A 22,573-nucleotide genomic window follows, 5' to 3' on the forward strand; every position below is an offset into this window, starting at 1 on the left:
CGGTCGAACATATGTGAATGAGCAATGTTTGACCTGTACTCGCAAGAAGTCGTCTGTTAGAACTGCTCAGATGAGGGATGCTGCATAGATGGACGAGCTCGACCGGCGCGTGATCGCCGCCCTGATCGCCCATCCGCGGGCGAGCTGGCCCGCGGTGGGCCGCGCCGTGCGCGCCTCGGAGGCCACCGTCTCGCGGCGGGCCGCCCGGATCCTCGCGTCGGAGGAGGTGCACGTCGCCGCGACGCTCGACGTCCTGGCCACCGGCCGCGGCGTGCCGGTGTTCGTGCGCGTGCGCTGCGAGCCTGCCAAGTCGGTCGGGGTGGCCAACGCGCTCACCGCCTGGCCGAGCGTGCGGTTCGTCTCCCTGGTGTCCGGCGCGGCCGACTGCCTGGTGGAGATCGTCGCCACCGACCGCAACGACCTGCTGGAGCTCACCCTGCTGCGGCTCCCGGAGCTGGACGGGGTGATCGGCAGCAGCTCCGAGGTGGTGCTGCGCCGCTTCACCACCGGGGTCGGCTGGACCCCCGGCTTCCTCACGTCCGGCGCGGTGGCGGCGTTGCGTGCCGAGCGGATCGACCGCTGGGACCGCGCGCAGCCCACCGAGCTCGCCCCACCGCTGACCGACGTGGACGAGGTGCTGGTGGCCGCGCTGGCCGAGGACGGCCGCATGCGCTGGCGCGAGCTCGCAGGCAGGGCCGGGATCATGGAGAGCACCGCACGGCGCCGGGTGGAGAACCTGTGCCGCAGCGGCGCGATCCGGTTCCGCACCATCGTCGAGCCGGAGACGCTCGGGCTGCCGGTCACGGCGTTCCTCTGGCTGCGGGTCGACCCGCGCCGCGTCGACGCCGTGGCCGCGGAGCTGGTGCGCCACCCCGAGGTACTGCTGCTCTGCGCGACGGCGGGCGAGCACACGATGTGCGGCGAGGTCGCGGTGGCGGAGTACCGCGACCTGCACCGCTTCCTCACCGGCACCCTCGGCGGCATCGCGGGCATCCGGGACGTGGACGTGACGCTAGGGCTGCGCACGCTCAAACGCGCCTCGATCGTGCGTCCCTGGTACCCGGGCGCGGTGGCCTCGTGATCCGGGCGTTCACCGGTGCGGGCTTGTACGGTCCGTGAGGTGAGCGAGACTCCTGCCGGTGGCACCGCCTGGGCGGACGTGCTCGCGCGCGTGATCGAGGAATCCCACCTCGCCACCGGCGACCGGCTCTCGGCGCTCGTCGATGCTGCGGTGCAGGCCGTGGGTCTGCGCGCCGAGGTCCTGATGGTCGATCTTGCGCAGCAGGTGCTCACCCCACTGCGGGTCGACGGGGGCGCCCAGGTCCGGGTGGTCGGGACCATGGCGGGCCGGGCGTTCCAGCTCGGCGAGATCCTCGCCGCGACGGACGACCGCGGCGGGCGGGTGCTCTGGGTGCCCGTGCTGGACGGCACCGATCGCGCCGGCGTCCTGCGCGTCGACCTCGACGCGGCCACCGGCCCCCTGATCACCGACGACAGAGATCTCAGGAACCGCCTGTGGAGCCTGGCCGGCCTCGTCGGGCACATCCTGATGACCAAGATCGTTTACAGCGACCGGCTCCGACGCTGGCGCAGCAACGGGCCGTTGAGCGCGGCGTCCGAGCTCCTGTGGCAGCTGCTCCCGCCCCGGACCTTCGCCACCGACCGGATCGTGGTGTCGGCGATCCTGGAACCACCGGGCGACGTCGCCGGCGACGCCTACGACTACAACGTCGACGGGGACACCGTCGACCTCGCCGTGTTCGACTCCGTCGGTCACGATCTGCGCGCGAGCATGACCGCCGCGCTGGCGATCACCGCCGTCCGGAACGCGCGCCGGAGCGAGCTGGAGGACCTGGTCGCGATCGCCGCGCTGGCGGACGGGCTGATCGCCCAACAGCCGGGCCCGATGCAGTTCGCCACGGCGGTGCTCGGCAGGTTCGACACGGTGACCGGGCACCTCGACTACCTCGTCGCCGGGCACCCACCGCCGCTGCTGGTGCGCCACGGCACCGTCGTGAAGGAACTCGCGGCTCCGCACCGCATGCCGCTCGGGGTGAGCGTCGCCGGGGCGCCACCCGTGGTGCCGGGGCACGAGCAGCTCGAGCCCGGCGACCGGCTGCTGTTCTACTCCGACGGCATCACCGAGGCACGGGACACCCGCGGCCGGTTCTTCGGTGAGGAGCGTCTCGTCGAGATGACCGAGCACGCCGCGGCCGACGACCTCTCCGCACCCGAGACCCTCCGCAGGCTCACCGCGGCCGTCGTCGAGCACCAGTCCGGGCAGCTGCAGGACGACGCCACCCTGCTCCTGCTCGAGTGGTCCGAGGACGCGCACCGGCGCATGTTCCCGACCCTGCCCGGCGCCGGGTGACCCCGCTGGACCGGGATCCACGTCAGCGCCGCGGAGCTTCCTGACGGCGGCGGTCGGGCCCTCCCGGGACGCGCTCGCCGGACTTGCGGGACTCGGCGATCTCCCGGTCGCTCAGGCGGTCGTCGCGGTCGGCGTCCCACCTGCTGACCTGGCTCCATCGGAACCGCCGGTCCCGCTCGGACGGTGACCGTGGGATCCAGCCGATCGGGACGTCGCCGCCGACCACGTGTGGCCCGCAGGCAGGGGCCGGGGGCCGCAGCCGCGGTGCCGGCGGTCGGCAACCCCCCGACCGCGACGAGGCCGGCCGCTCGGATCTTTCCTCGCATGTGCCCTCTCCATCTCCCGTGCTCCGTCACCGAGAGACGATCTTCGGTCGACCCGTGCGAGTCGTGTGCGGCGTGCAGGACCCGGATGTGAGGACCGGCGCACGGCGGCGGCCCCGCGAGCCGGCGCGGTCTGGATGAGCGAGTTCGAACCCGGCCGTCCCTCCGATGATCGCCAGGTGCGGTTCCAGAGCCGCAGATCTGCGGCTCCACGACCGCTTACGGCGATCATGGGACTGCCGGCGACCGACCCGATCGCGCCCAAACGAGAATGCGAATGGCAACCGTTCCAGGAATACGTAGCACACATCACCGCAACCGCCGGGACAATGTACGGAACATTTTCGCCGCAATTCTGGGATGCGGTCACCGAACGCGGGAGGGCCGGGCCCGCCGTAGGCTCGTGGTGGGGGTGGTCATGATCGGATCGACATCGGCTTGCTCTTCCCGCGATCGAACGACCCGGTGACGGGGCGCGGGCTCTTCCGGGCCCCGGGTATGGCGATGCTGCTGGTCAGTTCCTTCATCGGGAACTTCGCACAGTGGGGTGCGCTGTTCGTCGGGGTGCAGTCGCTGATCGCGAGTGGGGCCTCCGTACTCGCGGTCCAGAGCACGGCGATCGCGTCGTTCTCACCCCTGCTGTTCGCCGGAACGGCCGCCGGGTGGCTGGCCGAACGGCTGGACCGCCTCACCGCCCTGCGGGTCCTCGTCGTCCTGCTCGCCGCCGGGATGGCCGCGCTCACCGCCGCCACGGCGCTCGGGGCGCCCGTCGGTGTCGTCTACGGGGCAGCGTTGCTGGGCGGGCTGGGGCAGATCGGCACCCACACGCTCCTGCGCCCGATGCTCTACGAGCGCGCGGGCCCCGGCCAGGGCCCCCGCGCACTCGCGCTGGACGCGCTCGGATCGTCGCTCGCGGTCTGCCTCGGACCGCTGGTGATGGGCTACGCGATGACCGTCGGCGGCACACCCGTGGGGTACGCCGTCATCACCGCCCTCCTCCTCACCTCGAGGGTCGTCCTCGGGCGGGTGCGGGTGCCACCGGAAGCGCCGCACGCGCCGACCCCGGACCCGTCGGACCCGATGCCCCGAACGAGGCGCCTGCCTCCCGGGCTCGCCGGCATCCTCGGGGTCACGGTCCTCGTGAACCTGTTCTACTTCCCCTTCCAGGCGGTCGTCCCCGTCATCGGCGAACGATTCACCTCCGAGCCCTCGCAGCTGGGCATCCTCGCCGCCGCACCGGGTCTCGGCATGGTCGCCGGCAACACGGTCATCGCGCTGCTGCGCCCCCGACGGCTCGGCCGGGTCTACGTCACCGGCGCGGCCCTCTGCATGGTCGCGATGATCATGGCCGTCCACACCCCGCTGTACGGCCTGACCTTCGTCGTGCTGATCGTCGCCGGGACCGGCATCTCCGGTTTCTCCGCGAGCCAGGCCGCGCTGGTCCTGCAGGCCGCACCGGCCCGTCGCCGCAGCCGCACGATGGGCATCCTCTCCACCGCCATCGGGACCATGCCGGTCGGCACCCTCCTGATGGGCATCACGAGCACGACGTTCGGCACCACGACCGCGGTGACGATCAGCGGCGCGGTGGGCCTCGGGATGCTCGCCCTCTTCCTCCCGGTGTGCCGGCCGATCCTGCGCGGCACCGCGCCTGCGGACTCACCCGACACGCCGCAGCCGACGACCTGCCCGCGCCGGGAGTAAGTTGCCCAGGACCGGCAACGCGCACGCCGGCGCAGGCACCCGATGCTTCCGGGACTTGCCGGGTCGAGCCACGCGGCCGACAGCGTCTGGACAGGGGAGCGCCGTGGGGGACAACAGCACTCGACCACGCGGACGGGCCGGCGGCGATCCCCGCTCCGGGGGTGACGAGTGGTTGGAGGATGTCGCCCGAGGCGCCAGTCGCGAGGTGGGCGACGTACCGATCGAGCTCCTCGGCGACTACCTCCCGCTCATCGCCGACGCCGCGGCGACCGGTCGGAAGCCCGACACCCTCGAGCTCGATGCCGTCGGGCTCCTGGGTCGGCGGGCGGCCGAGCTGGGCGTGTCGGCCGGCAGTGTCGTACAGCTGTACCTGTCGGCGGCCCGGCGGATGTGGCAGCAGCTCCCGGCCGTCGTCCGCTCCCGCGACAGCGAGGGCGTCCGGGCCGCCGCGGACGCCGTGTTCCACGTGGTGGACGAGGCCGTCGCACGTCTGGTCGAGGCGTACACCGAGGCCCGCCGGCAGATGGTGCGGTGGGAGGAGAACCTGCGACGCGAGTTCATCGAGGACCTGCTCCGGGGCGACGCCGACGTCGGCCGTCTCGTGGATCGCGCAGAGCCCTTCGGCCTCGACATGACCCGGCCGCACCAGGTCGCGCTGGCCGCGCCGACGGACCGGCTCAACGAGAGCGAAGCGACGATCAGCTCGGTCGAGCGCGCCGTCGTGCACTGGGCGGGCGACCGCGACGTGCTGGTCGCCACCAAGGACGGCTGGATCGTCGCGATCACCCCGGCCGACACGGACGTCCCCGGGCGCCGGACCGGGCCGAAGACCCTCGGCGACCTCCTGCTCAGGGAGCTCGAGCATTCTCGCGGACGGCCGTGGCGGGTGACGGTCGGTCGCCCCTACCTGGGGTCGTACGGCATCGCCCGGTCCTACGAGGAAGCCCGCGAGGGCCTCACGATGGCCGTGCGGTTGCGTCTCGACAGCCCGCTCATCCAGGCCGAGCAACTGCTCGTCTACCGGGTGCTGCTCCGGGACCAGCCGGCGATCGCCGACCTCGTGCAGTCCGTCCTGGGCCGGCTGGTGCACGCGCGGGGTGGGGCCGAACCCCTCCTCGCGACCCTCGACGCCTACTTCGCAGCCGGCAGCGTCACCACGGAGACGGCGCGCAGGCTGCACCTGTCCGTCCGCGCCGTCACCTACCGCCTCGACCGGATCAAGACCCTCACCGGGTACGACCCCGCCGATCCCGCGCATCGGTTCACCGTCCACGCCGCGGTGCTCGGTGCGAGGCTGCTCGGATGGCCGGAGCGGGATCTCACCCTGGACCGCTAGCCGGTCCGGCTCATGGAGCCGCCGAGCCCGGTCACGACGCCCGGGCAGCACGATGACGGGCCCGGGACCCTTCACCCGGTGACCCGGGCGGCCCGCCCGGAACCGGACGAGCCGCTCGTCCGCGGGAACGATGCGGAACGAGTTCACGGCGAGCACCGCCAGCACCAGCGCGATCGCCATCGCCCGCGCGGGCAACGTCTCGCTCACCACCGTCGCCTCCCTTCCTCCGCGCCCGTCCGCTCACCAGTTCGACGGCGGATCGCCGGCCGGGAACGACTGCTCCCCCACTCCTTCGGGCGCCCCGTGCTGACGGCTCCGGACGAGCGGCCGGCACGCATCACCGACATCGCCCTTCGCCGGGTTCCGGCCGGCTGGACCGTGTGGGCCGCGGACACCCGCACGACCGCCGGGCGGCTCCTCGGATCACCCCGCGGCCTGGTCGCGTGGGACGCGTTCGCGCTGCGGCGGCTCGCAACGCCCATCGCGAGCCCTGCCGACATCTGACGCGGACGGGGTCCGGCACTCCCGGACGTCCCGACCGGCGAGACCTGCCGCCCGGGCGTCGTCCTCGGTGAGCGGTCGACACGGGTCCACGCGCAGCGCCTGGACGACGACGAACGCGGCCAGGTCGCGTTCGTCTCCCCCGGGGCGAAGCTCCGTTCCCGGCCCGCCGTCCACCGACCGGACGCGGATCTCCCCGGAGCCGGACCGCTGCCTCACGAGCCGGACCGTCCAGCACGTCCCCCGGCAGATCAGCTCACGGGGCTCGGCCCAGATCGTCTCCGCGTCCGGTCCGGTTTCGAGTACGCACGGGACACCCGCGGCGCGCACGATGTGCGCCACGAGCCCCAGGTCGAACGGCCGGTTCGGCGTTCCCGCGGCGCGAAGGTCACGCACTGGCCGCGTGGCCGTACGGGACGGCCCGCACGACCCACACCGCCATCGTCCGCCCGTCCGGCAGCGGGTAGGAGCGTTGCTCCCCCTCCTTCGCTCCCGCGAGAGCGCGGCCCAACGGAGAACCGGGGGAACAGACCTCGATGCCCGGGGTGACGCCCTCGTCCCGCTCGGCGAACAACAACGTCTCGGTCCCCTCGTCGTTCTCGTACCGGACGGTGACGACCATCCCGGGCTCGACGATGCCGTCGTCGGGTGGCTCCTGCCCGACGACGGGGTCCTGCAGCAGCTCCTGGAGCTTGCGGATGCGCTGGCTGCGCTCGCGCGCCTCTCCCAGGTCCAGCTCGGCGTCGGCCTGCCGCCGGAGGAGCTCGCGCAGCTCGGCGGTCAACCGCTCGTACGCGTCATGGGTCAGCCAGACCTGCTGGGTTCCAGTCACACCCGTGCTCCTCGATCTGTGGGTTGTGTCGCGCTCCTGCCGCGCCGTGGGGAAAGGCAGCGGCCACCGGATGCACAGAAGCACGGCCCCGACACGGACCGTGCTCGCCATCGACTCTACGACGGCGCCGCGCCCGAGTGCAACGTGACAGCCTCTTCGGCTGCCGAGCATCGGCAGATGACCCTCCCTTCGGACGAATCGAAGGGCCCTCGACCGGGGGTCCCGACCGCACCGCGATCTGGTTGTTGCCGATAGCGGGCAATGTCGCAAGGTCGAACATTGCCCATCACCACCCCTTCCGGGCCCGGGCGCCGACGGGACAGTGGGGCTCGGACGAGGAGGGGATGCAGTCGTGACCACCGTTGCGGTTCCGTCGCCGCGGGCAGGTGAGCCCGGTGCTCGATGACCGGGAGCGGCGGGCACTCGGGGACGTCGAGCGCCGGACGGCGGCCGAGGACCCCGCATTCGCCGACGTCCTGCGCGAGGGGCAGAAGCACCTGAACACGCCGAGCGCCGGCGTGGAACCTGCGGTGGTCGTTCCGGTGGTGCTGCTCGTCGTCATCGTCCTGCTGCTGACGGGACAGCTCACCACAGCTGTGATCATCGGCGCCATCGCGGCCGGTGTCGCATGGATCATGAGCGCCCGCGGCGGGAAGGGGACCGACCGGTGAGGACCCAGCAGGTCGCGGTCGTCGGTGCCGGCATGGTCGGGCTGGCCGCCGCGTGGTTCCTGCAGGAGCGGGGCGCCGGGGTGACCGTGTTCGACCGGGACGGGGTCGCGGCGGGCGCATCGTGGGGCAATGCCGGATGGCTCGCCCCGGCCCTCACCACACCGCTTCCCGAACCCGCCGTGCTGCGGTACGGGCTGCGCGCCGTCCTCAGCCCGGCATCTCCCGTCTACGTGCCGCTCCGCGCCGATCCGGGGCTGTGGCGCTTCCTCGCGGGGTTCGCCCGGCACTGCACCAGCGCGCGCTGGCGGCGAGCGATGGGCGCATACCTCGCGTTCAACGAGCGTGCCCTCGACGCCTTCGACGCGCTCGAAGCGGGCGGGGTGTCGGCACCGACCCGGTCCGCCGAGCCCTTCCTCGCGTGCTTCCGGACCGACACCGATCGGCGCGCCCTCCTGGCCGAGCTCACGGAGATGGAGTCGATCGGCCAGAAGGTGGACGTCGAGGTGCTCGACGGCGCCGAGGCCCGACGGCGCGAACCCGCGCTCACCGCGGAGGTGGGGGCGGCGTTGCAGCTGTACGGGCAGCGGTTCATCGATCCTCCGCGGTTCGTCGGAGCCCTCGGGGCCGCCGTGCAGCAGCGCGGGGCCGTCCTCCGTACCGGGCTGGCGGTTCGCGACATCATCGACTACGGCGGCGCCGTGACCCTGGACACCGACGAGGGCGTACACCGCTTCGACGCCGTCGTGGTGGCGACGGGTGCGGAACTGAACCGGCTCACGCGGCGATTCGGCGTGCGGCGCCCCGTCCAGGCGGGCCGCGGCTACAGCTTCAGCGCGACCTCACCGCACCTGCCCTCCGGGCCGGTCTACCTGCCCACCCAGCGGGTGGCGTGCACACCGCTCGACGGTCGGCTGCGGGTAGCCGGGATGATGGAGTTCCGGCACCCGGAAGAGCCGCTCGACCCGCGCCGCATCCGCGCCGTCGTCGACGCCGTCGCCCCGTTCCTGCGCGACCTCGACCTCGACGACCGCCGCGACGAATGGGTCGGCTCCCGCCCCTGCACGCCCGACGGCCTACCGCTGATCGGCCCGACCACGTCCGCCCGCGTGTTCGCCGCAGGGGGGCACGGCATGTGGGGCATCGTTCTCGGACCACGCACCGGGCAGCTGATCGCCGAGACGGTGCTCACCGGACGGACCCCGCCGGAGCTGATCGCCACCAACCCGATGCGCTGACCCGCCCGCCTGCTCACCGCGCATCCGGGGATCCGCGGTCTCCGAGCGCACCGGGCGGGCCCGGCGCGTTGAGCCCGAAGCGCACGCCGAGCATCCGGATCGCGAAGCAGACCGCGGCCGCCGCCAACGCGGCCGGCAGGCCGTAGACGTCCATCCGGACGGCGGCGACGGTCATGGCCGCGGCGATCAGGGCCGGGATCGCGTAGAGCTCGCTGCGCAGCACCACCGGGACCTGCCCGACGAGCGTGTCGCGGATCGTCCCGCCGCCCACCCCGGTGACGGTGCCCAGGATGATCGCCGGACCGATCCCGAGCCCGAACTCCAGCGCCTTGCTCGCGCCGATCACGGCGAACACGCTCAACCCGATCGCGTCCAACACGTTGATCGGCATCTCCAGCCGCTTCAGCCACTGGCTCATCGCGAACGCCGCGAGCCCGCCACCCACGGCCAACGCGAGATAGCGCCAGTCGCGGAACGTGGCCGGCGGCACATCCCCGATCAGCACGTCCCGGATGATCCCGCCACCCATCGCGGTGATCACCCCGAGGGTGACCACCCCGACGATGTCGAGGCGGGTCGCGCGGACCGCGGTCAACGCGCCGTTCAGCCCGAACGCGAACGTGCCGACCAGGTCCAGCACGACGAGCAGCGGCGGATCGGTCGTCATGCCTGCACCGCCACCCGCGGCGCCGACGACGACCCGCCGGCCGGACGTTCACGCCGGCGCATCCCGGCCCCCACGCCGCCGGAAGACGTCCGCGGCCGTCGTGACGAACGAGCGGACGAGCGGTGTGGTCGCGGTGCTGCGCCACGCGAGGACGAGCCGGCTCCGCGGTCGGTCGTCGACGGGGACGGTCACGAGCCCCGGCGGCAGCACCTGCTCGAGCGGAGCGAGCGCCAGCGTGCCGTTCCACAGCGCCGCCTGCAGGCACTCCTGGATCGTGTGCGCCACACCGGCACCGTCGCCGGGTGGGCCGCCGGTCCAGTACGCGGTCCAGACGGGGTCGGCACCATCCGGCAGGCGCACCCAGCGGCGGTCGGCGAGGCCGGCCACCGACACCGAGGTGCGCCCGGCGATCGGGTCGTCCTCGTGGACGACCACCCCGACCGGCTCGGACGACAGGACGTGCGTGCTCACCCCCGTGGCGTCGAACGGTTCGCGGGTGAGGGCGACGTCGACCAGCCCGGTCCGCAGCCCGGCGGTGGGATCGCCGAGATCCGCCTCGTGGACGGACACCTCCACGTGCGGGTGCAGCCGGCGGAACGGAGCGGCCAGCCTGCCGGCGAGGAGCTCGGCGGTGTCGGCCAGCGTGCCGATCGCCAGCGAGGCGGGCCCCGCCGCGCCCGCGACCCGCACGCGGAGCCGGTCGGCCCGTCCGAGCAGCGTGCGGGCTTCGTCGTAGAGGGTCTCGCCCGCACCGGTCAGCGTGACGCCGCTGGCCGTCCGGTCGAGCAGGCTGACGCCCAGGTCGGCCTCCAGCAGCCGCATCGCCCGGCTGAGCGGCGGCTGGGTCATCGCCAGACGTGCCGCCGCGCGACCGATGTTGCGCTCCTCGGCGACGGCCACGAAGTAGCGCAGCGCCCGCAGGTCCACGCCGCGACGATACCCAGCCGGTATGCGCGGACCGGAGCGGTCTTGGACCGGACCGCGGCACGGGGCCGAGCATCGAGGCATCGTCGAGGAGAGGAACACGACATGAGCGACTTCGATCTGCGCGTCGGGGCCTTCGCGTACGACACCACGCGCGCATTGCTCGACGGCACGGTCACCGTCGACGGGGTGCGCAGCACGCAGGTGTCGACCGCGGCGACGGTGCCGGAGATCTTCGAACGCATGCTGCGCCCCCGTGGTCGAGACGACGATCTCGACGTCTCGGAGCTCGGCCTCACCTTCCTGCTGCGCACCCTCGAGCTCGGTGAGCCCCTCGTCGCGATCCCCGCCTTCCCCAACCGCGTCTTCCGGCACTCGTGCGTCTTCGTGAACACCGCCAGCGGGATCCGCGGGCCGGAGGACCTCGTCGGCAGGACGATCGGCGAGTTCGGCGTCTACGGGCAGGACCCCGGGGTGTGGGTCAAGGGCATCCTGATGGACGAGCACGGGTTCCGGCCCGAGCGGAACCGGTGGGTCATCGGCGGGCTGGAGCACCCGGCGCCGCCGTTCGACTTCATCCCGCACCCGCATCCGGCCGAGGTCGAGGTCACGACCGCCCCCGAGGGCAGGACGCTGGGCGCGATGCTCGAGTCGGGCGAGATCGAGGCGCTGTTCACCGCGAACGTCCCGCAGTGCTACCTCGACGGGTCGCCCCACGTCGCACGGCTGTTCCCCGACCACCGGTCGGTCGAGCGCGACTACTTCCGGCGCACCGGGATCTTCCCGATCATGCACACCGTCGTCGCCCGCCGGAACCTGCTGACCGCGCACCCCGGCCTGGCGCGCAGCGTCTTCCGCGCGTTCGCGGACGCGAAGGACGCCGCGGCCGCGCAGTACCGCAACGATCGCCGCTTGTTCCACGTCCAGCACATGCTGCCGTGGACCAACGCGCTGTTCGAGGAGGACGTGCAGCTGCTCGGGGACGACTGGTGGCCCTACGGGATCGCCGCCAACCGCTCCACCCTCGACACCTTTCTCCGCTACCACCACGAGCAGGGCCTGTCGAGCCGTCGCTGGACCGTCGAGGAGATCTTCGCCGCCGACCTGCTGGACACGTGACCCGGGCCGGCGCACCTCCCGGTCCGGTTGCCCGGCGTCACACTTGCGCTCCCGCGCAGCCGTATGTCAACGTTAACTTGTGGCAACGTTAACCGGTTGGCGCGAGCCCGCCGCGACCGTCAAGACGGTCGCGGTGCACGCCGGGGTCAGCGCCCAGACCGTGTCACGGGTCCTGCGTGGCACGGGGTACGTCAGCGAGGAGACCCGGGCCCGGGTCCTCGCGTCCGTGGCCGCGGTGGGCTACCGGCCCAACGCCGTCGGGCGCGGCCTCCGAGCCGCCCGCACCCCGATGGTCGGTCTACTGATCACCGACATCACCAACCCCTTCTACGCGAGCCTGCACAAGTCGGTCGAGGCCGTGTTCCGCGAGCGCGGCCTCACGCTGATGCTGCTCAACTCCGACGACGACCCCGCGACCGAGCGCAGGCAGCTGGACCTCGTGGGCTCGTACCGGCCCAGCGGACTGCTGGTCGCCCCCGCCGTGCACAGCACGCTCACCACGGACGACCTCGCAGGCTTCGGGGCCGCGGTGCTGGTCAGCCGCACGATGCCCGACCTCGCCACACCCTCGGTCGTCACGAACGAACCCGAGGCGATGGGCGAGGCGACCCGCGCCCTGCTCGATGCGGGCCACCAGCGGATAGCGGCGGTCCTCGGCCCGCGCAACGCCTCCACGACCGTCCGCCGCGAGGCCGGCTACCGCGACGCGGTGCGGGCCGTCGGCGCCGAGCCGATCGTCCTGCACACCGACCAGACCGGGCCGGGGGCCCGCGCCGCGATCCGGCGCGCCCTGCAGGCCGACGCCGGCCTCACCGCGGCGATCGGCTTCAACGCCCCCGTCACGGAGGGCATCCTCACCGGCCTGCGCGACGAGGGCCTGCGCTGCCCGGGGGACGTCTCGGTCGTCGGGTTCACCGACGCGCCCTGGATGTCGTTCTACCCGCCGCCGATCACCGTCGTGCGCCAGCCCGTCGAGGCCATGGGCGAGCTCGCCGCCCGGCTGGTCCTCGACCTCCTCGACGGCACGCCGGTCACCGCCGGCCTGCACGTCGTGCCCAGCACGCTCCTCCACCGCGAGTCGGTCGCGCCACCGCACTCGCGCTGACGGCTCCCCTCCCTCGACGAAGAGGTGACCCCATGTCACAGACGCCGGCGTTCGCCGACGCCGCCGCGCGCATCACCGGCAAGCGCTGGACCCGGATCCTGGTCCCGCTGCTGTTCCTCTACCTGATCAACTTCATCGACCGGAACAACATCGGCTTCGCCGTGATCGGCGGGATGAACGAGGAGCTGGGCATCGGCAACGCCGAGGCCGGCCTCGCCGGTGGCCTGTTCTACGTCGGCTACCTCGTACTGCAGATCCCCGGCGGCATCCTCGCCGAGCGGTTCGACGTGAAGAAGCTGGTCGTGACCCTCGCGATCGCCTGGGGGGTGCTCGCCACCGCCACCGGGCTCGCGCAGAACCTCGGGCAGCTGCTCGTGCTGCGCTTCCTCCTCGGGCTCGCCGAGGGCGCCGTGTGGCCCGCGATCCTCGTGATGCTCGCCCGCTGGTTCACCGACCGCGAGCGCTCGACTGCCAACTCGATCTGGCTCGTCTGCCTCCCGGCCTCCTTCGTGATCATGGGACCGGTGTCCGGCCTCGTCCTGGAGGCGACCGACTGGCGGTGGCTGTTCATCATCGAGGGCATCCCGGCGATCCTGTTCGCCCTGGTCGTGCTCGCCGTGAGCGCGGCGAAGCCGCAGACGGCACCGTGGCTCCCGGCCGCCGAGCGCGACCACATCCTCTCCGGCCAGGCCGGGGCCGGGGAGCGGGTGAAGGTTACCGGATACCGGCAGGCGATCCTGCACCCGCAGGTCCTGCTGCTGTCGGCGGTGTACCTGTTCTGGCTGCTCGGTGCCGTCGGCTTCTTCACGTGGGTGCCCGCGATCATGAAGCAGGTGTCCTCGGCGGGCGTCGCGGGCACCGGGTTCCTGTCCGCACTCCCCTACGTCGCCGCGCTGATCGGCCTGCTGCTCGTCGGCCGGTTCGCCGACCGCACGCAGCGGCGCAAGCTGTTCGTCGGCGTCGACCTCGGCTGCTTCGCGCTGTTCCTGCTGGTCGCCACGCTGCTCAGCGGCAACACCGTCGCCGCGCTGGCGTTCCTCGTGATCTCAGGGTTCTTCCTGTTCGCCATGCACGCCCCGTTCTGGTCGATCCCGATGGAGGTGCTGCCGGCCCGCCTGGTCGGCGCGGCGATCGGCATGATCTCCCTGATCGGCAACATCGGCAGCTTCATCGGCCCGTACGTCATGGGCTACGTCCAGAGCGTCACCGGTTCGTTCACCGCCGGCATCTACGTGCTGGTCGCGAGCCTCGCGATCGCCGCCGTGCTGACGATCTTCATCCGGGAACGTGACAGCTCCGTCGCGGCCCGCTCCGGGACACCGAGCAGCGCGGTGGTCGCATGACCGGGCTGCGGATCGACCGGGTCCGCGTGCTGCCACTGACACTCCCGATCGACGGGCCGCTGCGGTACACGCAGGGACAGGTGCGGGCGTTCCAACGGATCGTGGTGGAGCTGACCTCCGCCGACGGGACGGTCGGGTACGGCGAGTGCCGCGGCGACCGGCTCCGCCACACCCTGCTCTGCGACCTCGCCCCCGAGCTCGTCGGCACCGACCCGTACCGGCTCGAACCGCTGCGGTGGCGCATCGCCCCTCAGGGGCTGGTCGAGCTGTTCTCCGGAACGGTCGCGGTGCAGGGCTACTCGGCGATCGAGATGGCCTGCCTCGACCTGGTCGGGAGGGCCACCGGACGGCCGGTGACCGACCTGCTCGGCGGCGCCGTCCGCGACGACGTCGAGATCGCCGGCTACCTCTACCACCTGGGCGGCGTGCCGGACGAGGAGGCGGCGGACGCCCTGCTGGCCTCCGCGCACGATGCTGTCGCCCGGTGCGGGTTCCGCACCCTCAAGTACAAGTGCGGCGTACTCGACCCCGACCGCGAGATCGCGATCGTGCGCCGGCTGCGCACGGAGTTTCCCAACCACCGCCTGCGCCTCGACCCGAACGGGGCGTGGGGAGTCGGCACGAGCGTCCGGGTGCTCGCGGCGGCCCGCGAGGTCGGCGTCGAGTACGTGGAGGACCCGGCGGCGACCCTCGCGAAGAACGCCCGGATCCGCGAGCTCGCCCCTGGCGTGGCGCTGGCGAGCAACCAGGCCGTCGCCTCGCTGGAGACGATGGCGCTCGACCAGGCCTTCGGCGCCATCGACGTGCCGCTCATCGACCTCAACTGGTACGGCGGATTCCGCGCGGCGCTCACCGCGGGGCGCATGGCCGAGCTGCTGGGCCGCGACGTCGGCGTGCACAGCAGCATGGAGACCGCGATCTCGCAGGCCGCGCAGCTGCAGATGGCCGCGTGCATCCCGAACCTGCCCTACGCATCGGACAGCCACTACCCCTACCTCCGCGCCGACGTGGCCGAGCCGCTCCCGATCCGCGACGGCCGGATGACGGTCCCGAGCGGTCCCGGCCTGGGCGTCGACGTCGACCCGGACGCGCTCGACCGGCTCCACGCGAGCTGGCAGGAGACCGGCTTCCTGTCCTGGGACGCACCGGACGGTCCGGTCGTCCTGCCGCGCTGGTGAGACCCCCACCCGAAAGGCACATGGTGTTCGTCCTGCTCCCCACCTACCGAGCCCCCATCGAGGAGGTCGACGCCCTGCTCGACGAGCACCGCGACTGGATCGACGGCCACGTCACGGCGGGCCGGTTCCTGGTCGCCGGGCGGCAGGTGCCCCGCGAGGGCGGCTTCATCCTCGCCGCGGACTGCGACCGGCGGGAGCTGGAGCGCATCGCCGCGGACGACCCGTTCAGCACCGCCGGCCTCGTGACCTACGAGGTGCTCGAGGTGCTCCCGACCGCCGGTGCCCCGGCGGTCCTGCAGACGCTCGCCGCGCACGGCGTCGCCGTGTCCGTCCCGGCGCGCGACCCGCACGAAACCACGAGGAGGTAGCCAGGTGTACGAGCTGTCCATCCTGTTCCAGGGCTTCCCGGGGCGCAGTACCTGCCACGGCGGTCTCGGCTGGAGCACCGTCGCGCTGCTGCAGGGCGAGGGGCGCACGGTCCTCGTCGACACCGGCGGCTACGGCTACCGCGCCCCGCTGCTCGCGCAGCTGGAGGAGCGCGGCATCGCGCGTTCCGACGTCACCGCCGTGGTGCTGACGCACTGCCACTGGGACCACATCTGCAACTTCCCGCTGTTCCCGAACGCGCAGGTCGTCGTCCCGCGGCCGGACCTGGAGTGGGCCGCCGCGCAGCCCATCGGCACGTGGGAGCTCCCCGAGTACCACGTCGAGGAGCTCGCGCGGGCCGAGCACGTGCTGCGCGCCGAGGACGGCGGCGAACCGCTCCCCGACGTCCACGCGATCGCGACCCCCGGCCACACCCCGGGCCACTTCGCCTACCGCGTCGCCACCACCGACGGCGCCGTGCTGTTCGCAGGCGACGCCGTGAAGAACGAGCACGAGCTGCGCACCGGCGACGCCGACATGACGCTCGACGCCGCGGAGAGCCGGCACAGCATCGCGAAGGTCCGCGACCTGCTCGCCGCCGACCCCGGGCTCGTGCTCGTACCCGGCCACGACCGGCTGCTGTCCCTGCGCAGCGGCGAGGTCGTCGCGCACTCCCGGCTGTCCGCCGGCATCCGGGCCTGGCTCCCCGGCCGCGCCGAACCGACCACCACGGTCGACCTCGGCTCCTGACCCGCCCGCCACGCGAGACGAAGAGGTTCCCGGTATGCGCACCCCCCGGCGCAGGTGGTGGGTCTACACCCTCCTGTTCCTGCTCGTCGCGATCAACTACATGGACCGCTCCGCGCTGTCGGTCGCGGCCACCCCGATCTCCCAGGAGTTCGGGCTCACGCCAGGGCAGATGGGCGTGCTGCTGTCCACGTTCCTGTGGACGTACCTGATCTGCCTGATCCCGGCCGGTGTCCTCACCGACCGCATCGGCACGCGGTGGACCAACGCGATCAGCATCGCCGTCTGGTCGGCCGCGACCGTGCTCGCCGGTCTCGTCCGCGGCTTCGGCGCGCTCGTCGGCGCCCGGCTGCTGATGGGCGTCGGCGAGTCGACGACGTACCCGGCCTGCGGGCGCGTGGTGCAGGAGTGGGCGCCCGCGTCCGAGCGCGGCCGCGTGGTCGCCACCTACAACTCCGGCGCCTACGCGGGCCCGGCGCTCGGCTCGCTCCTCGCGGCGGCGCTGGTCACGGCCTACGGCTGGCGCCCCGCGTTCGTCGTGCTCGGCGCCATCGGCTTCCTGTGGCTGGTGGCGTGGCTGATCTGGTTCCGCGACCCCGCCGAGGCGAAGTGGCTCAGCGCGGAGGAGCGCGCGACGATCCTGCGCGAGCGCGGCCTCGCCCAGGAGACCACCGCCGAGACCACCACCGGTTCCCGCGCCGGCGTGCTGGAACTGCTGCGCCATCGCAGCATGTGGGGTGTGGCGCTGGTGCAGGCCGCGGCGGTGTACACGCAGTACCTGTTCCTCACCTGGCTCCCGGGCTACCTGGAGCAGGCGCGTGGGCTGTCGGTGCTCCGCTCGGGCGCGTTCACCGCCATCCCCTACGTCGTGGCGATGGTGCTCGGCATCGCGATCGGCGTGATCGTCGACCGGGTGCTCAGCACCCACGGCCGCGCGACGGGCCGCCGCCGGCTCGTCGTGGCGGGCTTCCTGCTCGTCTCGTCCGTCGTGCTGCTCACGCCGTTCGTCGGCTCGATCGCGGTCGTCCTGGTGCTCATCAGCATCTCGCTGACGTGCGTGTCCAGCGCCGTGTCGATGAACCTCGCGCTGCTGGCCGACCTGCTGCGCTCGCCGTGGCTCGCCGGGCGCGCCAACAGCATCGCGGTGGTCGGCGGCAACGTCTTCGGCATCGCCGCCCCGATCGTCACCGGTTACGTCGTGCAGGCCACCGGCAGCTACACGGCGGCGTTCGTCGTCGCCGGGGTGTTCCTGCTGCTGGGCACGACGATCGCGCTGACCATGACCCGCACCCCCATCGGCCGGGCCGACCCCGAGACCGAGAAGACCGTGGCGACGGCCTGAGCGCCGCCCGACGCGGCCGGGCCTACCCGCCGGGCACGACGAAGATCAGCCAGACCAGTGGCGGGCCGGCGACGACCGTGAGCACGGCCCAGACCAGCAGCCGGCGGAAGAACACCCGCTCGGGCAGGGTCTGCTGGTTGGCCAGCAGCAGCGCACCGTTGGTCGACATCGGGCTGCTGTCCACCAAGGTCGACGCGATCGTCAGCGCGGTCACGGTGCCGATCACCGACAGGTTGTGGGTCATCAGCACCGGGACCGCCAGCGGGATGGTCGCCGCCAAGACGCCGGCGGTCGCCGCGAACGCCGAGATCAGGGCGCCCACGAAGCACAGCGCCAACGCGGCGATCAGCGGGCTGCCGCTTCCGTTGATCAGATTCCCCACGTAGTCGAGCGTGCCGATGTGCTCGAGCACTCCGACGTAGGTCAGCATCCCACCGATCAGCAGCACGACCGACCACGGCACCTTCTGAACCGCCTCGGCCGCGCGGTCGGTCGCGAACAGGGCGAGCGGAACGCTGATGACGATGGCGAGCAACCCGACGTCGAGGCCGAACACGAGAGCACCGATGACCAGCGCGACGATCCCGGTCAGCGTCAGCACCTGTCGCCGGTCGATGCGCGTGGCCGGGGCGCGGCCCGCGACGCGGGTCGCGGTGGCGGCCATGGCTGCGGCCGGCCCGGGACCTGCAGATCCGGAGCCCGGGCCGGGGAGCGATCCGTCGTGCTCGCCGCGGTCGGAACCCAGCTCGGTCGGTGCAGCGGGCGCGGGTTCCACCTTGCCGCGCCTCCACAGTCCGATGCCGCCGAGCACCAGGAACACGACGACGGCCACGGCCGCGCTGAACGCGAGGTTGTTGACGAACAGCAGACCGGGCGATCGGGGTAGGTCGGACTCCGCGAGGACGCCATCGGTGATCACGCCGAACGGGCTGATCGGTGAGAAGCTGCCGCCCACCGAGCCGAGGCAGATCATGATTCCCATCATCAGCGGGTTGATCGAGTGCCGGGCGGCGAACCGCAGCGCGATCGGAGCCACACAGGCCAGCGCGGCGGCGGCGAGAGCACCCATCGCGGCGAGCAGTGCGGTCAGCCCGAACATCAGCCACGGGATGAGGGCGAGCCGGCCGCGCACCATCGCGACGCCCCGGTCGATCATCCACTCGACCGTCCCGTTGGTCTGCGCGATCGCGAACAGGTAGGTGACGCCCACCAGCAGGATGAACAGCTTGCTCGGGAACCCGCCGAAGATGTCGTCGGGGCTGAGTCCCCCGACCAGCCCGCCGACGAGGTAAGCGGCGGCCAGCGCCAGCACGCCCAGGTTGATCGGCAGCCACGACGCCATGACGAACATGGCGACGAGGACGTAGATGGAGATCAGTTCTGGGGACAACGTCGTCTCCTCCCAAGGCGCCGGGTCCGTCAGCGGACGATGGCGACGGTGTGGTTCTCCGGGGAGATCCGCACGAGATCGCCGGTGCGGACCGTCTCGAAGAAGTCCCGGTCGATGCCTGCGACGATCGGCAGGCCCGCGGTGACGGCGCCCTGGACCATGACCGGGTTGACGGCGCCGAAGATCAGGCCACGGGGCCCCACACCGAGCCCGCGCATCGACAGGAATGCCCAGCCCGCGGCGACCCCGCCCTGGACGCCGGGAGCGATGAAGATCTTGTCGCGGATCGACTGCCCCTTGAGGGGGTGATCGTTGCGGGAGATCAGGCCGGTGGTGCGGTCGAGGTCGTAGCGGGCGCTGAAGGCGACCGGGCTCACGACGGCCTCCGCCTCGACGTCGGCGCCGGTGGCCTGCGCGACCTCGAAGTACGTCGGCGCGATGGCCGTCATCGTCCTGACACCTTTCCGGTGAGAGCCGCGTCGATGCACTCGTCCGTGCGACGGAGGGCCGGGGTGTAGCCGTGGGCGCGGATGATGTTGACCAGCTTCGCCGAGTTGGTCACGAGGTTGGCCCAGCCGAAGTGCTCGCGCTGGGCGGCCGGGTCCATGACGTACCAGCAGGTCCCCCGCAGGACGATGCCGCCGGCGGCGGTGATCGCCTCCAGGTGCCCCTGCTCGCGGAGCGCCTCGCAGGTGAGGCTGTTGGTCGTGATCAGCAGCTTGACCGCGTCGGAGACCGTGTTGCCCTGCAGCCGGTCGGCGATGCGCTTGGTCTCGAAGAAGGACAGCTGCGGCGCGGTGAACACCACCAGGTCGACCGGTCCGCCGTCGGGCATGTCCCGGGCCATGAACGCGTCGATGTCCGCCTGGGAGACCTCGAACTCGTCGATCAGTTCGCGGCCCCCGTTGGCCGCCTCGAAGGTCGGGGCCTCCGGGGTGGTGCCCACGATGTGGTACATCGCCATGGAGCCGAAGCTGGCCAGGCTGGCACCGAAGTGCTTGAGCTCGTCGGAGACCGGGCCCCGCCGGTCGACGAGCTCGATGGCGGGCACGTTCCAGTACCCGCGGGCACGCTCGCCGACCAGACCACCGAGGGCGCCCCAGTCGGCGAAGTCGTCCAGGGTCGCGGTGACCCGGACCCGGACGTTCGCCCGGCGGTTCTCGTCGAGGTGGAAGCCGTACTCCGGGGTGCGGCCGGTCAGCGCCGCCGCGAGTCCCGCGGCGCCGGACTCGTAGTTCGTCCGCGCCCCCAGCACCGAGTTGGCGTAGGCGACGGTGCCCGTGTCGCCCCACGCGACGCGTTCTCCGAGTCTCGGCTGGTAGATGGTCTGGTAGCCGACGCAGGTGTTCACCGTGGATATCCCGAGCCGGCGCAGGAGCACCCGCGTCTCCTTCTCGCCCTCGACGAGCTCGGGCGACTGGGCCAGCAGATGGGCCTGCTCGAAGTCGACCGACTGCGCGTTGCGCGTGGTCGGGACCCGGACCGTCACGCCGGCGTCGGCGAGCCGGGTCAGGTAGTTCGTGCCGGCCTGACCGAAGACCTCCCGGTCACCCATGAAGTGGGCGTTGGTGATCTCGACGAACCGCTCGGCGCCGAAGAACTCCCCCACGCTCACCTGCTCCCGCAGGATCCCGGCCAGCGCATCCCCCCGTCTGCCGTCGAGGATGTCCTGCTCGGCCGCCGTCAGTTGCATGGTCCCTCCCGGTCGACAGATACCATGGGACCCACACATCACACTACAATAGGATACAAGTCAAGGCGATCGGAAGAAGATGACCGGGGACCAATCTCGCGACTTCCTGCATCGGAGCAGCTCGGAGAGCATGCACGAGCAGCTGGCCGACCAGTTGCGACGACTGGTCGCCCGGTCGGACTCGGACAGCCGCATACCCACCGAGATGGAACTCGTCGCCACGTACGAGGTCAGCCGGACAACCGTCCGGAGGGCCATCGCCGCCCTCGTCGACGAGGGACTCCTCGTGCGCCGCCAAGGTGCGGGCACGTTCGTCGCGCGGAAGCGCGTGACGCACCCACTGGATCAGCTCCGGCCGTTCGTGTCCATCTTCGCCAGCATCGGCAAGTACCCGGAGGGGCGCATCCTCCGCTTCGAGTGGACGAACGATCCCACCGCGTTGCAGGGGCTCGACACGGACTCCGGCCTGCTCGTCCGGCGCCTCTACGTCATTGAGGGCGTACCGCAGGCGATGGTCGACATCACCCTGCCCGACCGGGTCGGAGAGCGGATCTCGCGGGCGCAGATCGAGGAACACCCGGTGTACCAGGTCCTCCAGCAGGACCTCGGCCTCAGGCTCTCCCACGGCGACATCACCCTGTCCAGCGTCGCCGCCACACCGGACCAGGCCGAACTGCTCGAGACCACACCGGGAAGCCCCTTGCTCGCGCTCTCCCGGATCACGTACGCCGACTCCGAACGGGCCGTCGAGCGGGCCCGCTACCACCTCCTGCCGAACCTCTTCGAGCTCCACCTGACCGTGGGCGCCCACGGGTCCGAGCAGCTCTCCTACTCCTTCAGCCGTCCCGGCCCCGAACTGGTCATGCGGGCGGAGGCCGAGGGCTCCGCTCCCGCGGCGACCTGAGGCCTACCGGCGTCAGAACTTCGGCGAACGCTTCGCCCGGAACGCGGCGATGCCCTCGTCGTACCCGTCGAAGGTCTTGCTCTGCAGCACGGCGGCACCCTGCTGCCAGTACGCGGCACGCGGTTCCAGCTGCCAGGAGCGGTAGACCGTCCGTTTCGTGACCGCCATGGCGGCGCGCGGCCCTTCGACCAGCTGCTCGACGAGGGCGTCGACCTGAGCGTCCAGCTGGTCCGGCTCGACGACGCGATGGACCAACCCGAGCCGGAGCGCCTCGTCGGCCGTGACCGGCTCGGCCAGCATCGTCATCTCGATCGCCTTGCCGATGCCGACGTACTGCTGCAGCAGGTTCGTGCCGGTCGCCAGCCCGCGCTTGACGAACGGTGTGCAGAGCAGGGCATCGGATGCCATGACGCGGAAGTCCGAGCCCAGCACGAGGTTGAACCCGGCCCCGTACGCGTAGCCCTGGATGCGCGTGACGACCGGCTGGGGCAGCCTGCGCATGAGGTGCACCGCCCTCGTCCACCGTCCGGGCCCCTCCGCGTAGTGCTCGACCGGCCCGTTGGCCCGGGACCACGCCTCCTCGGGGTGCTCATCGCGGCCGAGCTCGTCACCGGCGCAGAACGCCCGCCCCGCCCCGGCCAGCACGATCACCTGGCAGTCCCGGTCCTGTTCGCAGGCTTCCAGCGCGGAGCACAGCGCCGCTCCCAGCACGTAGTCGATCGCGTTGAGCTTCTTCGGGCGGTTCAGGGTGATCCGCACGACCGCGCCGTCGCGCTCGACGGTCACGCTCGCCGTCTCCTCGGATGTCTGCACGTGTGGCCC

At 72.1% G+C, this 22,573-nt stretch carries 22 protein-coding genes; 15 read left to right on the top strand and 7 right to left on the bottom strand.

Features of this window, described 5'->3' with window-relative positions; translation table 11 throughout:
- The first annotated feature begins 88 nt into the window (after positions 1-88).
- The 5 genes from ACU436_RS05400 to ACU436_RS05420 all read left to right on the top strand — a co-directional run bounded on the left by ACU436_RS05400 (position 89) and on the right by ACU436_RS05420 (position 6,238).
- Positions 89-1,081: an Lrp/AsnC family transcriptional regulator gene (locus tag ACU436_RS05400; RefSeq protein ID WP_459022203.1), complete on the top strand. Its 993-nt coding sequence runs from the start codon at positions 89-91 to the stop codon at positions 1,079-1,081.
- Between the two features lie 39 nt (positions 1,082-1,120).
- On the top strand, positions 1,121-2,371 hold the full coding sequence (locus ACU436_RS05405; RefSeq protein WP_459022205.1) for a PP2C family protein-serine/threonine phosphatase: 1,251 nt from the start codon (positions 1,121-1,123) through the stop codon (positions 2,369-2,371).
- A gap of 827 nt (positions 2,372-3,198) precedes the next feature.
- Entirely contained in the window at positions 3,199-4,398 is a 1,200-nt protein-coding gene (locus tag ACU436_RS05410; protein WP_459022207.1) for an MFS transporter, read from the top strand.
- 205 nt (positions 4,399-4,603) lie between these two features.
- Positions 4,604-5,734: a PucR family transcriptional regulator gene (locus ACU436_RS05415; RefSeq protein WP_459022209.1), complete on the top strand. Its 1,131-nt coding sequence runs from the start codon at positions 4,604-4,606 to the stop codon at positions 5,732-5,734.
- 303 nt (positions 5,735-6,037) lie between these two features.
- Positions 6,038-6,238, top strand: a complete 201-nt coding sequence (locus tag ACU436_RS05420; RefSeq protein WP_459022211.1) for a hypothetical protein — start codon at positions 6,038-6,040, stop codon at positions 6,236-6,238.
- 385 nt (positions 6,239-6,623) lie between these two features.
- Here ACU436_RS05420 and ACU436_RS05425 read toward each other — a convergent pair whose 3' ends face one another.
- Positions 6,624-7,067, bottom strand: a complete 444-nt coding sequence (locus tag ACU436_RS05425; RefSeq protein ID WP_459022213.1) for a GreA/GreB family elongation factor — start codon at positions 7,065-7,067, stop codon at positions 6,624-6,626.
- A 395-nt stretch (positions 7,068-7,462) separates the two neighbouring features.
- Here ACU436_RS05425 and ACU436_RS05430 point away from each other — a divergent pair, with 395 nt between their 5' ends.
- Positions 7,463-7,738 carry a DUF3040 domain-containing protein gene (locus ACU436_RS05430; protein WP_459022215.1) on the top strand — a complete coding sequence of 92 codons (276 nt, stop codon included), beginning with the start codon at positions 7,463-7,465 and terminating at the stop codon, positions 7,736-7,738.
- A complete protein-coding gene (locus ACU436_RS05435) occupies positions 7,735-8,973 on the top strand; it encodes an NAD(P)/FAD-dependent oxidoreductase (protein WP_459022217.1) in 1,239 nt (412 codons plus the stop codon). The genes ACU436_RS05430 and ACU436_RS05435 overlap by 4 nt, the downstream gene beginning before the upstream one ends.
- 13 nt (positions 8,974-8,986) lie before the next feature.
- Here ACU436_RS05435 and ACU436_RS05440 read toward each other — a convergent pair whose 3' ends face one another.
- Both ACU436_RS05440 and ACU436_RS05445 read right to left on the bottom strand, forming a co-directional pair.
- On the bottom strand, positions 8,987-9,640 hold the full coding sequence (locus tag ACU436_RS05440) for a trimeric intracellular cation channel family protein (protein WP_459022219.1): 654 nt from the start codon (positions 9,638-9,640) through the stop codon (positions 8,987-8,989).
- A 48-nt stretch (positions 9,641-9,688) separates the two neighbouring features.
- The gene (locus ACU436_RS05445) at positions 9,689-10,567 is read right to left on the bottom strand and encodes a LysR family transcriptional regulator (protein WP_459022220.1); all 879 of its coding nucleotides are present in this window, start codon (positions 10,565-10,567) and stop codon (positions 9,689-9,691) included.
- A 102-nt stretch (positions 10,568-10,669) separates the two neighbouring features.
- Between ACU436_RS05445 and ACU436_RS05450 the strand changes: the two genes are divergently transcribed.
- The 7 genes from ACU436_RS05450 to ACU436_RS05480 all read left to right on the top strand — a co-directional run bounded on the left by ACU436_RS05450 (position 10,670) and on the right by ACU436_RS05480 (position 17,764).
- Positions 10,670-11,683, top strand: a complete 1,014-nt coding sequence (locus ACU436_RS05450; RefSeq protein WP_459022222.1) for a substrate-binding domain-containing protein — start codon at positions 10,670-10,672, stop codon at positions 11,681-11,683.
- A 79-nt stretch (positions 11,684-11,762) separates the two neighbouring features.
- On the top strand, positions 11,763-12,788 hold the full coding sequence (locus ACU436_RS05455; RefSeq protein ID WP_459022224.1) for a LacI family DNA-binding transcriptional regulator: 1,026 nt from the start codon (positions 11,763-11,765) through the stop codon (positions 12,786-12,788).
- A 32-nt stretch (positions 12,789-12,820) separates the two neighbouring features.
- A complete protein-coding gene (locus ACU436_RS05460; protein ID WP_459022226.1) occupies positions 12,821-14,131 on the top strand; it encodes an MFS transporter in 1,311 nt (436 codons plus the stop codon).
- A complete protein-coding gene (locus ACU436_RS05465; RefSeq protein WP_459022228.1) occupies positions 14,128-15,309 on the top strand; it encodes an enolase C-terminal domain-like protein in 1,182 nt (393 codons plus the stop codon). The genes ACU436_RS05460 and ACU436_RS05465 overlap by 4 nt, the downstream gene beginning before the upstream one ends.
- A gap of 20 nt (positions 15,310-15,329) precedes the next feature.
- Positions 15,330-15,677 (top strand): YciI family protein, encoded by a 348-nt coding sequence (locus tag ACU436_RS05470; RefSeq protein WP_459022230.1) that lies wholly within the window; start codon positions 15,330-15,332, stop codon positions 15,675-15,677.
- 4 nt (positions 15,678-15,681) lie between these two features.
- Positions 15,682-16,425, top strand: coding sequence for an MBL fold metallo-hydrolase (locus ACU436_RS05475; RefSeq protein WP_459022232.1), 744 nt, complete (start codon positions 15,682-15,684; stop codon positions 16,423-16,425).
- A 34-nt stretch (positions 16,426-16,459) separates the two neighbouring features.
- Positions 16,460-17,764, top strand: a complete 1,305-nt coding sequence (locus ACU436_RS05480; protein ID WP_459022234.1) for an MFS transporter — start codon at positions 16,460-16,462, stop codon at positions 17,762-17,764.
- Positions 17,765-17,786: 22 nt separating this feature from the next.
- Here the strand turns inward: ACU436_RS05480 and ACU436_RS05485 are convergent, their stop codons facing one another.
- The 3 genes from ACU436_RS05485 to ACU436_RS05495 are packed head-to-tail and all read right to left on the bottom strand — an operon-like array spanning position 17,787 to position 20,847.
- On the bottom strand, positions 17,787-19,154 hold the full coding sequence (locus tag ACU436_RS05485) for an SLC13 family permease (protein ID WP_459022236.1): 1,368 nt from the start codon (positions 19,152-19,154) through the stop codon (positions 17,787-17,789).
- Between the two features lie 29 nt (positions 19,155-19,183).
- Positions 19,184-19,603, bottom strand: coding sequence for an aconitase X swivel domain-containing protein (locus ACU436_RS05490; RefSeq protein WP_459022238.1), 420 nt, complete (start codon positions 19,601-19,603; stop codon positions 19,184-19,186).
- Positions 19,600-20,847, bottom strand: coding sequence for an aconitase X (locus ACU436_RS05495; protein WP_459022240.1), 1,248 nt, complete (start codon positions 20,845-20,847; stop codon positions 19,600-19,602). The genes ACU436_RS05490 and ACU436_RS05495 overlap by 4 nt, the downstream gene beginning before the upstream one ends.
- Before the next feature lie 130 nt (positions 20,848-20,977).
- On the opposite strand from ACU436_RS05495, the gene ACU436_RS05500 reads away from it, so the two are divergent.
- A complete protein-coding gene (locus ACU436_RS05500) occupies positions 20,978-21,751 on the top strand; it encodes a GntR family transcriptional regulator (protein WP_459022242.1) in 774 nt (257 codons plus the stop codon).
- A gap of 12 nt (positions 21,752-21,763) precedes the next feature.
- Here ACU436_RS05500 and ACU436_RS05505 read toward each other — a convergent pair whose 3' ends face one another.
- On the bottom strand, positions 21,764-22,564 hold the full coding sequence (locus tag ACU436_RS05505) for an enoyl-CoA hydratase/isomerase family protein (protein WP_459022244.1): 801 nt from the start codon (positions 22,562-22,564) through the stop codon (positions 21,764-21,766).
- Positions 22,565-22,573 lie beyond the last annotated feature (9 nt).

It is taken from the genome of Pseudonocardia wallangbongensis (genome assembly GCF_054486945.1).